This window comes from Burkholderia sp. KCJ3K979 (genome assembly GCF_016759955.1).
In the GTDB taxonomy this organism is placed as follows: domain Bacteria; phylum Pseudomonadota; class Gammaproteobacteria; order Burkholderiales; family Burkholderiaceae; genus Burkholderia; species Burkholderia orbicola.
This window is the reverse complement of sequence record NZ_JACFYV010000015.1, coordinates 1-14,439: the sequence shown is the minus strand read 5'-3', so window position 1 is coordinate 14,439 and position 14,439 is coordinate 1. Positions and strand designations below refer to the sequence as shown.

Below are 14,439 nucleotides of genomic sequence, written 5' to 3'. Positions count from 1 at the left end.
AAAACGATCATGACGGGGTATCCGGAAGCCGGGCGCGGTCTCACGCTGTCGGTGATGGCGTCGACGCTGTTCGCGCTGATGTCGGCTTACGCGAAACTGCTCGCGCCGCTCACCGGGCTCGACATTTTCGCGTGGCGCATCGTGTGGACCGCCCCGGGCGCGCTCGCGCTGATCGCGCTGCGCGGCCGCTGGCCGGCGCTCGTCGAGCTGGCGCGGCGCAGTGCGCGCGACTGGCGCCTGCTGATCGCGCTGCCGGCGAGCGCGGCGCTGCTCGGCGTGCAGCTGTGGCTGTTCCTGTGGGCGCCGCTGCACGGCCGCATGCTCGAAGTGTCGCTCGGCTATTTCCTGCTGCCGCTGACGATGGTGCTCGTCGGCCGCTTCTACTATCACGAACGGCTCGACCCGCTGCAATGGGCGGCGGTCGCGTGCGCGGCGCTCGGCGTCGCGCACGAGGTGTGGGCGACGCGCGCGTTCGCGTGGCCGACGCTGGTCGTCGCGCTCGGCTATCCGCCGTATTTCGTGCTGCGTCGGCGGATCAACGCCGATTCATTGGCCGCCTTCGCGGTCGAGATCGTGCTGCTGTGCCCGATCGCGTTCGCGATGGTCGCGACGAGCGCGACGCAGGTCGCCGGCCAGCCGCTGCTGTGGGCCGCGCTGCTGCCGGGGCTCGGCATCCTCAGCACGCTCGCGCTCGCGAGCTACCTGAAGGCGAGCCGGATGCTGCCGATGGCGCTGTTCGGGATTCTCGGCTACGTCGAGCCCGTGCTGCTCGTCGTGGTGTCGCTGCTGCTGCTCGGCGAGACGCTGAGCGTCGCGCAGCTCGCGACGTACGGGCCGATCTGGGTCGCCGTCGCGCTGACCGCCTGGCACAGCGCGATGCTGATGCGGCGCTTGCCCGCGCGCGGATAACCGCCTCGTCGCGATGCGCCGGCCGTGCGGAACGTGCCGCGCATCGCGCTTCATCCGAGCGTCGAGCACCGCGCGTCGCGCTGCCGACTTCCGCTCACTCCCGCCGAATCCCTCGATCCTGACCGCCAACTGGCGACGCGCTGACGCGAATCTGGCGGCGCTGTCTGCTTCGCCGCGCAACGCTCGCGCTTGTAATCGAACAGAAGATTCGGTTGCACTTTGTTACTTAGGGTCTCCCCTGATCGGCTACTAGACTGGCCTGACCGACTTCCCTTCGTATGCAGCTTTGCCATGAACGGTCATCTCCGCGCCTGGCCAGCCGGATTGGCGCGATGCGGGCATACGCGCATCGCCGCTGATCGCGCTCGCCGTCTCTCTCCCGATCCTTTCCCCGGTGCGTGCCGCACCGCCGTCGTGCAGGTGCGCTCATGTCGTTGAGCCCGCCGCGTTCCGCCATGGTGCAGCCGTCGCGCAGCGGCCGTTTGATCGAAGTCGACTTCTTTCGCGGGCTCGTGCTGTTGATGATCGTCGTCGATCACATTGGCGCGAGCGTGTTGTCGCGCGTGACGCTGCACGCATTCGCGCTGTGCGATGCGGCCGAGGTGTTCGTGTTCCTCGGCGGCTTCGCGACCGCGAGCGCATATGGCGCGATCGCCGAGCGACACGGCGCGCGCGCCGCGCAGCAGCGGTTCGTGCGGCGCGCGATGCAGATCTACCGCGCGTTTCTCGCGACGTCGACGCTGATGCTCGTCGTGTCGGCCGTGCTCGATCACTTCGGCATCGACGCGCCGAACCTCGCGCTCGACGACGTCAGCGTGATGCTCGCGTCGCCGCTCACGGGTCTCGCCGAACTGTTGACGTTCCAGCGCCAGCCGTATCTCGCGTCGGTGCTGCCGATGTACGTGCTGTTCGCGCTCGCGTCGCCGGTGCTGGTGCCGTTCGCGCGGCGCCATCCGTGGCTGCTCGTCGCGATCTGCGCCGCGTCGTGGCTCGCCGCGGGCTGGCTCGGCCCGGAACTGCTGGACACCGACGGCTTCCGCTGGAGCTTCAACCCGTTCGCGTGGCAACTGATGTTCGTCGCCGGCGTGCTCGCGCGCTGCCAGCCGTTCTACCGGCGCGTCGCACTCGGTCGCTGGGGTGCCGCGGCGACCGGGCTCGCGTGCGCGATCGTGCTCGGCTGCGCGAGCTACAAGCTGTTCTCGGGGCTGCCGGTGCCCGAAGGCGTGCTCAAGCGCGATCTCGCGCTGCCGCGCGTCGTGAGCTTCGCGGCCGTCGCGTGGCTGATGGCCGATTGCGTGCGCTTCGGCTGGATCGCGCGGATCGCGCAGGGCGTACGGCCCGTCGTGGCGGTCGGCCAGCGCGGGCTGATCTGCTTCGTCGCGGGCGCGGCGATCTCGCTCGTGATCGATTCGCTGCTGCATCCGGTCGTGCACGACGCCGATCTGCGGCATGTCGGCGTGGGCCTCGTCGCCGACGCGTGCGCGGTCGGGCTGATGATGGCGGTGGCGGGTTCGGGGACGTGGATCGCGCGATGGCGCGGCGCGGCGGCGTAGGCGCGCGCAAGAAGGGTGCGGCGCGGCAGGCGCCGCGCGGCGTCAGTGAGGTGAGCCGATACGGGAGCAGGGCGTGGCGGTGGCGTCGTCGGATTCGGCGTCGTCGCGTTCGTCCTGCGCCGGCTCGTCGCGCTCCGCGAGCACTGCGTCGGCTTCGGCCGCGGCCCGGGCGGCGCGCATCGCGGTGCAGCGCTGCGCGTGCCGGATGTCCGACAGGATCCTCAAAAGCCGCGTTGTCTTGCTTTTCATCGTGTTCTCCCGCCAGTGCGCATCTCGCGACGCGGATGCGTTGTCTGCAACCAGTGTAGGACGCGTTCGCGTTTCTGGCGGGAGAATGTGGCGTGCACGCCGCACGCCGAGGGATAGTACTTACTGCGCGGCGGCCGCTGCTTGCGCCTGCAACGCTTCTTCGCGGCGCTCTTCGGTGCAGCGCTGATGCTGGCGCGACAGGCGGTTCATCAGCGGCAGCAGCAGCAGCGCGAGCAGCATGCCGATCGCCGCGAGCCAGCCGAGCTTCTCGAACAGCGACAGGTAGAGCGGCAGCGACTCGGTGGCCGGCAGTTCGTGCGACGGCATCTGCGCGAAGTTCGCGACGACGCTGCCCAGATACTGCGACACGCCCGTCGCGACGAAATACGCACCCATCATGAAGCCGCTCATGCGCGCCGGCACGTAGCGGGCGATCATCGCGAGGCCGAGGCCGCTCACCAGCAGTTCGCCGAGCGAGTACAGGCCGTAACCCCACACCATGAACCATGACGACACGCGACCGTCGACCGCGTAGCGGCCGCTGATCGTGAACACCAGGTAGCCGGCGGCGACCGCGCCGAAACCGAGCGCGTACTTCGCGGCGACCGGCAGGTCGCGCCCGCCCTTCGCGACGGCGTTGTAGACCCACACGAGCACCGGGCTCAGCAGCATGATCCAGATCGGGTTCAGCGCCTGGAACTGCGCGGCGCTCCACGTGAACAGCGTCGTGCCGAACAGCATGAAGCGCGGGTCGACGTTGCGCAGCGCGAACAGCGTCAGCGACGTCGACATCTGCACGTAGAAGATGAAGAACAGGATCACCTGGCCGATCAGCACGAGCGCCGCGATCAGGCCCGCGCGCTCCGAGCGCTCCGACTTCGCGATCATGTACGCGAAGATCGCGAGGATCGCGAATGCGGCCGTCCACACGCTGGCGACCGCGAGCTGCTTGTGCTGCAGCACGTACAGCGTGATCAGTGCGAGCGCGACGCCGCCGGCCGCGACCGCGCCGAGGCGCTTCCAGCGGATCGGCTCGTCGTCCGGCTGCGAGCCGACGTGCGCGAGCGTGCGGTGCATCAGCATGAAGTTGAGGATCGCGAGCAGCATGCCGCCGCAGCAGACCGCGAACGCGGTGTGCCAGCCCCAGTGATCCTTGATCCACGGCGTCGCGAGCATCGACACCGTCGAGCCGATGTTGACCGCCATGTAGTAGATCGTGAACGCGCTGTCGATGCGCGCGTCGTCGCCTTCGTAGATGCGGCGCACGAGGTTCGCCGCGTTGGCCTTGAACAGGCCGTTGCCGACGACGATCACGCCGAGCGACGCGTACATGTACGCGAGGTGATCGTTCGGCACCGCGAGCATCAGGTAGCCGGCGCACAGCACGGACGCGCCGATGATCATCGTGCGGCGGGCGCCGAGCACCTTGTCGCCGATCCAGCCGCCGATCGACGGCGCGGCGTAGACGAGTGCGGTGAACGCACCCCAGGTCAGGTTCGCGTGGCTGTCGGTGAAGCCGAGCCGGTCGACCATGAAGAGGACCAGGAGCGCGGCCATGCCGTAGTAGCCGAAGCGCTCCCACATTTCGATGAGGAAGACCGTCGTAAACGATCGGGTCTGTGAAACAGGTGCGTGCATCATCAATCTCGTTTGAAACGGACGGCGCGGATCGCGCGTCGCCTTGGGGGTCGAACTGGCGCCGGAGCACTGAGGCCGGGTAGGCTTGCGTCGGCGATGGAGCAGTCGGGCGGTTAGCCCGGGCCGGGGTCGGACTCCGCGCCGAAAGGCGGAGCGCGGCCCCGACCGGCGCGCGAATGGTAACGTTTGCCGGTCCGGTGCGTCGGGTCCGCGCCACTTAGGGAAACTCCCGATATGGCAGCAGCTTTCAGGAACATTTGTCTCATCATCTACTTGTAAGCTTGACGCCGGTTCTCCGCAAATTCCCGGAGAGCCGCTTGCAGCTTGCCTGTGAAGCCTGCGAGTCTGGCAAGATAGCGCGTCGTTTCGTGCGCTTCGGGCCCTGTTTAGTGCACCGGGCTCAACGCCGAAGGCGTGTACGAACCCGAAGATTAAGCTATCTCCAATTAACTTAGTTACTTTCCATCAAACATTTTTTGACGACCACTTTTCGGCCTGCTATGGTTCCCCCCACTGAAAACTCGCGATCGGCAGACGCTGTCGCACTCGGCAGCAAGATTCGCGCGTTGCGCCAACGTCTGAAGCGCACGCTCGACGACACCGCTACCGCCGCGGGGATTTCGAAGCCGTTTCTGTCTCAAGTCGAGCGCGGGCTCGCGTCGCCGTCACTGACGTCGCTGGCCGGTATTGCCCACGCACTCGGCGTGACGGTGCAGTACTTCGTGGATACGCCGAGCGAGGAACGCTCGGTGTGCCGAGGCGATCAGTTGCGCTTCTTCGGGTTTGCCGATTCGGCGAACCTGTTCGCGAGACTGACGAACGTGTCCGAAGGGCGCCAGCTTGAGGCGATCCTCGTGAGGATGCCGCCGGGGCAGAAACGGTCCGAGGTGACGACACATGCAGGAGAGGAGTTCCTGTACGTGATTGAAGGGGAAGTGTCGCTGACGCTGGAAGGCAAGACGTTCGTCCTGCAGGCCGGCGACAGTTCGCACTATCAGTCGACGGTGCCGCACAGCTGGGTCAACACCGCGAAGATCGAGTCGGTGGTGGTCTGGGTCGGTACGCCGCGACTGTTCTAACGCACGGGTATTCCTTCGTTTCATTCGACGGAATGCCTGTCGAAAGAAATGTAAGGAATACTAACATGCAATACGAGAATCACGGGCCTCCTCAATCGCTGCGCCCGTCAGCGTCTCACGCGTAATCCGCGGCATCCGCCGCGCGACGCTCACCGAACAACCTTCTCAAGACTGCCACGATGAAATCCTTGCATGCCATGTCGGCCGTGCTGGCCGCGCTCGCCCTGACGACGCCGGTCGCCCACGCCGTGACCGTTCCGTCGAACGTCGCACTCGCTCCCCAACAGGACCTGACGCGACAGGTGCCGGCCGAAGTCGAGTCGCTCGACCCGGCGCACATCGAATCGTGGACCGGCAACACGATCGGCCTCGACCTGTTCGAAGGGCTCGCGCGCATCGACGCGGCTGGCCAGGTCGTGCCGGGCGTCGCGCTGTCGTGGGAGCGCAAGACGCCGCAGACGTGGATCTTCAAGCTTCGCCACGACGCGAAGTGGAGCAACGGCCAGCCGGTGACGGCCGCCGATTTCGTCTATTCGTGGCAGCGCCTCGTCGATCCGAAGACGGGCTCGAAATACACGATCCTCGTCGAGTTCATCAAGAACTCGAAGGACATCATCGCCGGCAAGGCCGCGCCGACGACGCTCGGCGTGCGCGCGGTCGACCCGTACACGCTGGAAGTGACGACCGACGTGCCCGTCGCGTTCTTCCCCGAACTGACCGCGATGGCGCCGCTCGCGCCGGTGAACAAGGACGTGGTGACGAAGTTCGGCGACGCATGGACGCGCCCGGGCAACCTGGTCAGCAACGGCGCGTACCAGCTCGTCGACTGGCAGCCGAACAACCGCATCGTGGCGACCAAGGACGCGAAGTACTGGAACGCGTCGAAGGTGGTGATCAACAAGGTCACGTACCTGCCGATCGAAAGCGACGAAACCGCGATGCGCATGTACCAGGCCGGCCAGATCGACTACAGCTACTCGATTCCGTCGGGCATCTTCCAGCAGGTCAGCAAGCAGTTCGGCGCCGAACTGCGCCCGGGCCTGCAGCTCGCGACCTACTACTACTACCTGAACAACAGCGACGCGGCGCTGAAGGACAAGCGCGTGCGCCAGGCGCTGTCGATGGTGATCGATCGCGACGTGCTGACGTCGAAGCTCACGCAGGCCGGCGAGAAGCCGATGTACGGGCTGATGCCGAACGGCACGAAGGGCGTGCAGCCGTTCACGCCGGAATGGGCGTCGTGGCCGATGGCCAAGCGCATCGCGACCGCGAAGGACCTGCTGAAGCAGGCCGGCTATTCGGACGCGAAGCCGCTGTCGTTCACGCTCACGTACAACACCAACGACCTGCACAAGAAGGTTGCGCTGTTCACCGCATCGGAATGGCGTACGAAGCTCGGCGTCACCACGAAGCTCGAGAACGTCGAGTTCAAGGTGCTGATGAAGCAGCGGCATGACGGCAAGGTGCAGATCGCGCGCGACGGCTGGTTCGCCGACTACAACGACGCGATGACGTTCTTCGACCTGATCCGCTGCGGCAGCTCGCAGAACACCGTCGGCTACTGCAACAAGCAGGTCGACGCGCTCGTCGAGGAAGGCAACCAGAAGCTCGACGACAACGCGCGCACCGCGCTGCTCACGCAGGCGCACGACATGGCGATGAAGGACACGCCGATGGTGCCGCTGTTCCAGTACTCGGCCGACCGTCTCGTGAAGTCCTACGTCGGTGGCTACTCGCTGAAGAACGTGATCGACATGCGTGCTTCGCAGGACATGTACCTGATCAAGCACTGAGCGGAGCGATCATGCTGGCCTACGCATTGAGGCGCACGTTGTGGGCGGTGCCGACGATCCTCGCGGTCATCACCGTCTGCTACCTGCTGCTGCATTTCACGCCCGGCGGCCCGTTCGATACGGAGAAGCAGTTGTCCGCCGCGACGCTCGCGAACCTGAACGCGAAGTACCACCTCGACGAGCCGCTGTGGAAGCAGTACCTGCTGTATCTCGGCTCGCTGTTGCACGGCGATCTCGGTCCGTCGTTCCGTTACGTCGACTGGTCGGTGAACGATCTCGTGAAGAAGGCGCTGCCCGTGAGCCTCGGCGTGGGCGGCGTGTCGATCCCGATCTCGATCGTGCTCGGCGTGCTGCTCGGCACCGTCGCGGCCGTGCGCCGCGACAGCGTGATCGACCGTTTCGTGATGCTGATCGGCAACTTCGGCAACGTCGTGCCGCCGTTCGTGCTCGGCCCCGTCCTCGTGTGGATCTTCGCGATCCTGCTGAAGACGTCGGAAGGCAACGGCTGGCTGCCGGCCGGCGGCTGGGGCGATGGCGGCTGGCGGTACCGGTTGCTGCCGATCGCGCTGCTGACCCTCATCAACGTGTCGCTGCTCGCACGCGTGATGCGCGGCTCGATGATCGAGACGCTGTCGAGCAACTACATCCGCACCGCGCGCGCCAAGGGCCTGCCCGGCTCGACGATCGTGCTGCGCCATGCGCTCAAGCCCGCGCTGATGCCGGTCGTGTCGCTGTTCGGCACGGTCTGCATCACGTCGATCACGGCGGCCGTCGTCACCGAGTCGGTGTTCGCGCTGCCGGGCCTCGGGCAACTCGTCGTGAACGGCGCCATCAACCGCGACTACACGCTGGTGCTCGGCCTCGTCGTGCTGACGACCGTCTGCGCGGTGCTGTTCAACCTGCTGGTCGACCTCGCGTACGCGTGGCTCGATCCGCGCATCCGTTATTGAGCGAGGCACAGCGATGACTCCGACCACTCCCGTCGTCGGCCTGCCCGTGCAGACCGATTCGCCGCCGCGTTCGCGCTCGCCGCTCGAGCTGGCGTTCGCGCGCTTCCTTCACAACCGCGCGGCGCTGTTCAGCCTCGTGCTGCTCGCGCTGATCACGCTCGCCTGCTTCGTCGGTCCGTGGCTGCTCGCGGCCGATCCCGCGGCGAGCGACTGGGCCTCGATCAGCCTGCCGCCGACCTGGGCGAACCAGCACTGGTTCGGCACCGACGAGCTCGGCCGCGACCTGCTCGTGCGTACGCTGATCGGCGGCCGCGTATCGATCGAGGTCGGCCTGCTCGGCACGCTCGTGTCGGGCCTGTTCGGCGTCGCGTGGGGCGCGACCGCGGGCTTCGCGGGCGGCCGCGTCGACTCCGTGATGATGCGCGTCGTCGACATGATGTACGCGATCCCGTACCTGCTGATCGCGATCCTGATGATGACCCTGTTCGGCCGCTCGTTCATGCTGGTCGTGCTGACCATCAGCGCGTTCTCGTGGATCGACATGGCGCGCGTCGTGCGCGGCCAGACGTTGTCGCTGCGCAATCGCGAGTTCGTCGATGCGGCGCGCGCGATCGGCGTGTCGCCGGCGTCGATCGTGCTGCGTCACGTCGTGCCGAACCTGCTCGGCGTGGTCGTCGTGTACGCGACGGTCTCGGTGCCGAACATCGTGCTGACCGAATCGGTGCTGTCGTTCCTCGGCCTCGGCGTGCAGGAACCGATGACGAGCTGGGGCGTGCTGATCCAGGACGGCGCGCAGAAACTGGAATCGATGCCGTGGCTGCTGCTGGCCCCGGCCGTCATGCTGTGCGTGACGCTCTATTGCGTGAACTTCGTCGGCGACGGCCTGCGTGACGCGCTCGACCCGAAGGATCGCTGAAATGGCTGCTTTGCTGGAAGTAGAAAACCTCGGCGTGCGCTTCACGCGCAAGGATGCGCCGCCGATCGACGCCGTCAACGGCGTGTCGTTCTCGCTCGAAGCCGGCAAGACGCTCGGCATCGTCGGCGAATCGGGCTCGGGCAAGAGCCAGACCGTGATGGCGCTGCTCGGCCTGCTGGCCGGCAACGGCACGACGACCGGCGCCGCGCGCTACCGCGGCGACAACCTGCTCGAGATGGATACGCGCGCGCTGAACGCGGTGCGCGGCGACCGGATCGCGATGATCTTCCAGGACCCGATGACGTCGCTCAATCCGTTCCTGACGATCGAGCGGCAGATGACCGAGACGCTGCAGCTGCATCGCAGGCTGTCGCGCAAGGAAGCGATCAAGCGCGCGATCGAGGCGCTCGAATCGGTACGCATTCCCGACGCGGCGCGCCGCATCCGCATGTATCCGCACGAATTCTCGGGCGGCATGCGGCAGCGCGTGATGATCGCGATGGCGCTGCTCTCCGAGCCGGAAATCCTGATCGCCGACGAGCCGACCACCGCGCTCGACGTGACCGTGCAGGCACAGATCATCGACCTGCTGCGCGAGCTGAACCGCGAGCGCGGCACCGCGATCGTGCTGATCACGCACGACATGGGCGTGGTCGCCGGCCTCGCCGACGACGTGATGGTCATGTATGCGGGCCGCACCGTCGAATACGCGCCGGCCGACTCGATCTTCGCGGCGCCGTCGCATCCATACACGATCGGCCTGCTCAATGCGCTGCCGCGCCTGACCGACGCGGACGATGCGCCGCTCGTCGCGATTCCCGGCAACCCGCCGATGCCCGGCACCGCGCCGGCCGGCTGCGCGTTCGCGAAGCGCTGCACGTATGCGGAAGAACGCTGCGGCGCGGCGCGCCCCGCGCTCGAAACCTATGGCGCCGTGGGCGCGGTGCGCGCGTGCCACCGGCCCGTGGCCGATCTGACGGGAGGTCTGCGATGAGCGTCGATGAACGCCGCCAAGCCGGCGCGACGGACGACACGCTGCTGTCCGTCGAGAATCTGAAGGTGCATTTCCGCGTGCCGCTGGGCGGCTATCCGTGGTCGCCGAAAGGCACGTTGCGCGCGGTCGACGGCGTGTCGTTCGACGTGAAGCGCGGCGAGACGGTCGGGCTCGTCGGCGAATCGGGCTGCGGGAAGTCGACGCTGGCGCGCGCATTGATCGGCCTCGTGCCGATGACGGCCGGCACCGTGAAATGGCGCGGCCAGGCCGTGGCGCCGGATCACCTGCGCGGCACCGCGATGCGGCGCGAAGTGCAGATGATTTTCCAGGACCCGCTCGCGTCGCTCGATCCGCGCATGACGATCGAGCAGGTCGTCGCGGAGCCGCTCGTCACGCACCACGCCGGCCTCGGCCGTGCCGAAGTGCGCCGCCGCGTGGTCACGATGCTCGAGCGCGTCGGCCTGAACGCGCATCACCTGCTGCGGTATCCGCATGAATTTTCCGGCGGGCAGTGCCAGCGCGTCGGTATCGCGCGTGCGCTGATCAGCGAGCCGAAGCTCGTGATCTGCGACGAACCCGTATCGGCGCTCGACGTGTCGATCCAGGCGCAGATCGTGAACCTGCTGCGCGATCTGCAACGCGAACTGTCGTTGTCCTATCTGTTCGTCGCACACGATCTGGCGGTGGTGAAGGCCATCAGCCAGCGCGTGCTCGTGATGTATCTCGGCCGCGTGATGGAGTTCGGCACGCGGCATGACGTGTACGGCGTGCCGCAACACCCGTACACGAAGGCGCTGCTCGATGCCGCGCCGACGCCGGAGCCGGCGCGCGAGCGTGTTCGCCGTCCGATGCTGCTGGCGGGCGAGATGCCCTCGCCGCTCAACCCGCCGTCCGGCTGCGCGTTCCGCACGCGCTGCCCGGTCGCGATCGACGCGTGTGCGCAGGACGTGCCGCTGCCGGAAGTGCGGCAGGGGTCGGCGGCGCGCGTCGCGTGCATCCGCGCGGGCGCGGCGTGATGTGAAGTGACGCAGCAAACATAACCAAGGCAGGTCAACAGGGGTAGGTGCGGCGCGAACGATCTTCGCGCCGCGGGTACAGGCGCGTCCTTAGCCGGGCTCGCCGGGGGGCTGGGAGCGGATCGCGACCGGCGTGGACGATATCAACACAAGACGAGAATGATGATGAAAAAGCAGAAAAAGATCGGGACGGCATCGAAGATGCTGCTTGCCTGGGGATTGCCGGCGCTCGCCGGCGTCTCGCTGACGGGCGTCGCGCACGCCGACGACGCGGCCTCCGCGCCGCTGACGGTTGCGCAGGCCGCGCCGGCCGCCGGATCGGGCGCATCCGTTGCGCAGGCAACGACCCCGAACGCCATTGTCAACGCCGAGGCGACCCAGGCCGTCACGCCGCCCGACGAGCCGTCGGCGCAGTCGAAGTCGAACGGCTTCATCGCCGACAGCCATCTCGACTTCCTGTTCCGCAACTATTCGGACATCCTCGACAACAAGGGCGGGCCGCACCGCCATGCGTGGGTCCAGGGCGTGATGGCGAACTTCGAGTCCGGCTATACGGCGGGCCTGATCGGCTTCGGCGTGGACGCGTCGCTGTACGCGGGCCTGAAACTCGACGGCGGCGCCGGCGCGGGCAACATGGTGCACGTGGCGAAGGGCGGCGGCGGGTCGAACCAGCTTGCATGGGCGTACCCGGGCATCTATGACGTGAAGGCGCGCATCTCGAACACGGTGGTCAAGTACGGTCTGCAGGCCGTCGACAACCCGTTCATGGAGCAGCACGACAACCGTGCGCTGCCGCCGACGTTCCTCGGCGCGACGCTCGTCAGCAATGAATTCAAGAACGTGATGCTCGAGGCCGGCAGCTTCACGAAGACCGACGCGCGCGGCCATACGACGCTCACCAACCTGACGACGCAATACGGCGGCACGCGCATCAATCGCCTGACCTACGTCGGCGGCACGTGGGACTACTCGCCGAACGGCGAAGTCGCGCTGTACGCGAACCAGGCCGACGACGTGTGGCACCAGTACTATGCGTCGGTGAAGCACAGCATCGGCAGCCCGCAGACGATCAAGTGGACCGGCTTCGGCAACGTCTACTCGACGCACGACACGGGCGATGCGCTGCAAGGCAAGATCAACAACAACGCGTACAGCCTGTCGCTGGCCGCACAGCATGGCCCGCATGAACTGCTGCTCGGCTTCCAGCAAGTGCTCGGCGACCAGTTCTTCGATTACCTGAACGAAACGAACGGCATCTTCCTGGCCAACTCGATGGACGTCGACTACAACGCACCGCACGAAAAATCGCTGCAGCTGCGTTACACGTTCTACGGCAAGGACGCCGGCCTGCCGGGCTTCAAGGCGATGGTGTGGGGCGTGACGGGCTGGGGCGCGGACGGCAGCGCGGGCGCGGCGAACGATCCGAGCAAGTCGAGCATCTACTGGAGCAACGGCGCGCCGGTGCAGGGCCGTCACCACGAGTTCGGCTTCATCCCGTCGTACACGTTCCAGAGCGGCAAGCTGAAGAACACGAAGGTCACGTTCATCGCGATGTGGCACGCCGGTTCGGCCCACTACTCGGACGCGACCAACACCGAGTACCGTCTGGTCGTGAACCTGCCGCTGCACGCGTTCTGATGGAAGGGGGCGCAAGGCCCCCTGTCTCGCACGGCCGGCCTGCGATCGGTGCGATCAGGCCGGCTTGTGCCAGCCCGCCACGGGATCGTTCGCGGCGGGCATCTCTTCCACGAGCGACGTGAGCTGGCGGCCGGTATCGCGCCATGCGTCGAGCCCGCCGCGCAGCGCGAGCGCATCGGTGAAGCCTGCATCGAGCAGGCGCTTCGCCATCAGCGCGGCCGTCACCTCGTTCGGGCACGAGCAATACACGACGAACTTCTGCGTGAGCGGATAGCGTGCGACGATGTCGCCGATCTGGCGCTCGTCGGCGAACTGCGCACCGGGAATCGTGAACGGGTCGAGCTTGCGGTGCTCGGGCGAGCGGACGTCGAGCACCACCGGGGCGGCGGCGTCGCGCAGCAGCACGTCGAGTTCGTCGACGCCGATCCGCGCGTTCGCGAGCTGGCGGATCAGCGCGCGGCGGCGCATCCAGCGCACGGCCGCATAGACGGCGAGCAGCGCGACGATGACCAGCAGCACCGCGCGGCCGAGGCGGCTCGCGCCGGCGAACAGCCAGTCGATCTGCCGGTAGAACACGAGGCCGGCTCCCAGCCCGACGATCGTCCACAGCGCGGCGCCGAGCGCGTCGTAGCCGGCGAACGTGCGATAGCGCGTGCCGAGTGCACCGGCCATCGGCACCGACACCAGCGACAACCCCGGGATGAAACGCGCGACCGCGAGCACGCGCACGCCATAGCGGCCGAAGAAGCGCTCGGTCTTTTTCACGCAGGTATCGCGCGACAGCGACAGCCGGCAGATCGTCTTCAGCGTCGTGCCGCCGTAACGCCGCCCGGCGACGTACCAGACCGTGTCGCCGATCAGCGCGCCGAGCACCGACAGCGCCACGACCGTCACGAGCTGCGAGCCGATCATCGCCGGGTGCATCGCGGACATCGCGCCGAACAGCACGAGCGTCGGCATCGCGGGCACCGGCAGGCCGACCGCCGCCGCGAACACGTTGGCGAATACGAGAAGCGGCCCGTACTGGGCGACGAGGTCACGGAGCATGACGGCTAGCCGAAAAGGAAACGCGTGGGCGGGAAATGCAGATGCGCCGATTATCGGCCTTTTTCAAGGCAGCGGCGGGAATGACGCAAAGCGCCTGACGGCGGCAGGGGGATGTGGGTGAGCCGGCGCGTTGCACGCGGCTCACCGTTCGGAATCAGGAAGGCGTACGGGCCAGCGATGCGGCGCCGTGGTTTTCGCCGGGCAGCTCGGCGCCGTGCGAGCGGATCGCCGCGATCAGTTCGGCCGGCGTGATCTCGTAGCGGACCTCGCGGTGGATGCCGGGCTTGCGTTCGTCGATCTCGATCAGCAGCACGCTCTTGCCGTCGCCCGTTGCCTCGAGCCGGAGCGAGCGCAGTTCGCGGCCGTCGGCCGCGTCGTGTTCGGTGAGCAGGGTCATTGCCCCGGATGAGCCGGTAGTGCGCATCGAACCTATCCTCGTGTCGTGGATGCCGTGGCGGCAAAGATGTCTTTGTTGAATACAGCTTGACGCAGTTTAACGCGAACGGGCCGCGACACGGAGCATTTTCGTGGGGACGAAAAGAGGGCTATACCACCGATCCTTCTGATGTTTGAGCCGCGCCGGGCGGGCGTTTCCGCCGGATCGGGCGCCGGCCGAAACCGGTACCCGAACGGCGTTCGCGGCCACGCCGGCGCGGG

General features: G+C 67.2%; 13 protein-coding genes. 9 read left to right on the top strand and 4 right to left on the bottom strand.

Features of this window, described 5'->3' with window-relative positions; genetic code table 11:
* Window positions 1-9 precede the first annotated feature (9 nt).
* Both rarD and H3O04_RS05925 read left to right on the top strand, forming a co-directional pair.
* Window positions 10-909, top strand: coding sequence for an EamA family transporter RarD (gene rarD, locus H3O04_RS05930; protein WP_006480293.1), 900 nt, complete (start codon window positions 10-12; stop codon window positions 907-909).
* A 428-nt stretch (window positions 910-1,337) separates the two neighbouring features.
* Window positions 1,338-2,462, top strand: coding sequence for an OpgC domain-containing protein (locus H3O04_RS05925; protein WP_202587320.1), 1,125 nt, complete (start codon window positions 1,338-1,340; stop codon window positions 2,460-2,462).
* A 42-nt stretch (window positions 2,463-2,504) separates the two neighbouring features.
* Here H3O04_RS05925 and H3O04_RS05920 read toward each other — a convergent pair whose 3' ends face one another.
* Window positions 2,505-2,711: a hypothetical protein gene (locus H3O04_RS05920; RefSeq protein ID WP_202587319.1), complete on the bottom strand. Its 207-nt coding sequence runs from the start codon at window positions 2,709-2,711 to the stop codon at window positions 2,505-2,507.
* Between the two features lie 120 nt (window positions 2,712-2,831).
* The gene (locus H3O04_RS05915; protein ID WP_027805944.1) at window positions 2,832-4,352 is read right to left on the bottom strand and encodes a peptide MFS transporter; all 1,521 of its coding nucleotides are present in this window, start codon (window positions 4,350-4,352) and stop codon (window positions 2,832-2,834) included.
* 497 nt (window positions 4,353-4,849) lie between these two features.
* Between H3O04_RS05915 and H3O04_RS05910 the strand changes: the two genes are divergently transcribed.
* The 7 genes from H3O04_RS05910 (at window position 4,850) to H3O04_RS05880 (ending at window position 12,735) form a co-directional block, all read left to right on the top strand.
* A complete protein-coding gene (locus H3O04_RS05910; protein ID WP_011548888.1) occupies window positions 4,850-5,428 on the top strand; it encodes a cupin domain-containing protein in 579 nt (192 codons plus the stop codon).
* A 179-nt stretch (window positions 5,429-5,607) separates the two neighbouring features.
* Window positions 5,608-7,221: a peptide ABC transporter substrate-binding protein gene (locus H3O04_RS05905; protein WP_006480298.1), complete on the top strand. Its 1,614-nt coding sequence runs from the start codon at window positions 5,608-5,610 to the stop codon at window positions 7,219-7,221.
* Window positions 7,222-7,232: 11 nt separating this feature from the next.
* A complete protein-coding gene (locus H3O04_RS05900; RefSeq protein ID WP_006480299.1) occupies window positions 7,233-8,171 on the top strand; it encodes an ABC transporter permease subunit in 939 nt (312 codons plus the stop codon).
* Between the two features lie 13 nt (window positions 8,172-8,184).
* Entirely contained in the window at window positions 8,185-9,087 is a 903-nt protein-coding gene (locus H3O04_RS05895; RefSeq protein ID WP_006480300.1) for an ABC transporter permease, read from the top strand.
* Between the two features lies 1 nt (window position 9,088).
* The gene (locus H3O04_RS05890) at window positions 9,089-10,081 is read left to right on the top strand and encodes an ABC transporter ATP-binding protein (RefSeq protein WP_202587318.1); all 993 of its coding nucleotides are present in this window, start codon (window positions 9,089-9,091) and stop codon (window positions 10,079-10,081) included.
* Entirely contained in the window at window positions 10,078-11,097 is a 1,020-nt protein-coding gene (locus tag H3O04_RS05885) for an ABC transporter ATP-binding protein (protein ID WP_202587317.1), read from the top strand. Before H3O04_RS05890 ends, H3O04_RS05885 begins: the two co-directional genes overlap by 4 nt.
* A 165-nt stretch (window positions 11,098-11,262) precedes the next feature.
* The gene (locus tag H3O04_RS05880; protein ID WP_043888272.1) at window positions 11,263-12,735 is read left to right on the top strand and encodes an OprD family porin; all 1,473 of its coding nucleotides are present in this window, start codon (window positions 11,263-11,265) and stop codon (window positions 12,733-12,735) included.
* Between the two features lie 54 nt (window positions 12,736-12,789).
* On the opposite strand, the gene H3O04_RS05875 is transcribed toward H3O04_RS05880, so the two are convergent.
* A complete protein-coding gene (locus tag H3O04_RS05875) occupies window positions 12,790-13,782 on the bottom strand; it encodes a DedA family protein/thiosulfate sulfurtransferase GlpE (RefSeq protein WP_202587316.1) in 993 nt (330 codons plus the stop codon).
* Window positions 13,783-13,936: 154 nt separating this feature from the next.
* Window positions 13,937-14,206: a hypothetical protein gene (locus H3O04_RS05870; RefSeq protein WP_006480304.1), complete on the bottom strand. Its 270-nt coding sequence runs from the start codon at window positions 14,204-14,206 to the stop codon at window positions 13,937-13,939.
* Between the last annotated feature and the right edge of the window lie 233 nt (window positions 14,207-14,439).

Excerpts from the sequence above, each read along its gene's own strand:
- H3O04_RS05870 (WP_006480304.1), bottom strand. The coding sequence starts at position 14,206 with ATGCGCACTACCGGCTCATCCGGGGCAATGACCCTGCTCACCGAACAC.
- H3O04_RS05885 (WP_202587317.1), top strand. The coding sequence starts at position 10,078 with ATGAGCGTCGATGAACGCCGCCAAGCCGGCGCGACGGACGACACGCTG.
- H3O04_RS05875 (WP_202587316.1), bottom strand. The coding sequence starts at position 13,782 with ATGCTCCGTGACCTCGTCGCCCAGTACGGGCCGCTTCTCGTATTCGCC.
- rarD (WP_006480293.1), top strand. The coding sequence starts at position 10 with ATGACGGGGTATCCGGAAGCCGGGCGCGGTCTCACGCTGTCGGTGATG.
- H3O04_RS05895 (WP_006480300.1), top strand. The coding sequence starts at position 8,185 with ATGACTCCGACCACTCCCGTCGTCGGCCTGCCCGTGCAGACCGATTCG.
- H3O04_RS05905 (WP_006480298.1), top strand. The coding sequence starts at position 5,608 with ATGAAATCCTTGCATGCCATGTCGGCCGTGCTGGCCGCGCTCGCCCTG.
- H3O04_RS05925 (WP_202587320.1), top strand. The coding sequence starts at position 1,338 with ATGTCGTTGAGCCCGCCGCGTTCCGCCATGGTGCAGCCGTCGCGCAGC.
- H3O04_RS05880 (WP_043888272.1), top strand. The coding sequence starts at position 11,263 with ATGAAAAAGCAGAAAAAGATCGGGACGGCATCGAAGATGCTGCTTGCC.
- H3O04_RS05915 (WP_027805944.1), bottom strand. The coding sequence starts at position 4,352 with ATGATGCACGCACCTGTTTCACAGACCCGATCGTTTACGACGGTCTTC.
- H3O04_RS05890 (WP_202587318.1), top strand. The coding sequence starts at position 9,089 with ATGGCTGCTTTGCTGGAAGTAGAAAACCTCGGCGTGCGCTTCACGCGC.
- H3O04_RS05900 (WP_006480299.1), top strand. The coding sequence starts at position 7,233 with ATGCTGGCCTACGCATTGAGGCGCACGTTGTGGGCGGTGCCGACGATC.
- H3O04_RS05920 (WP_202587319.1), bottom strand. The coding sequence starts at position 2,711 with ATGAAAAGCAAGACAACGCGGCTTTTGAGGATCCTGTCGGACATCCGG.
- H3O04_RS05910 (WP_011548888.1), top strand. The coding sequence starts at position 4,850 with ATGGTTCCCCCCACTGAAAACTCGCGATCGGCAGACGCTGTCGCACTC.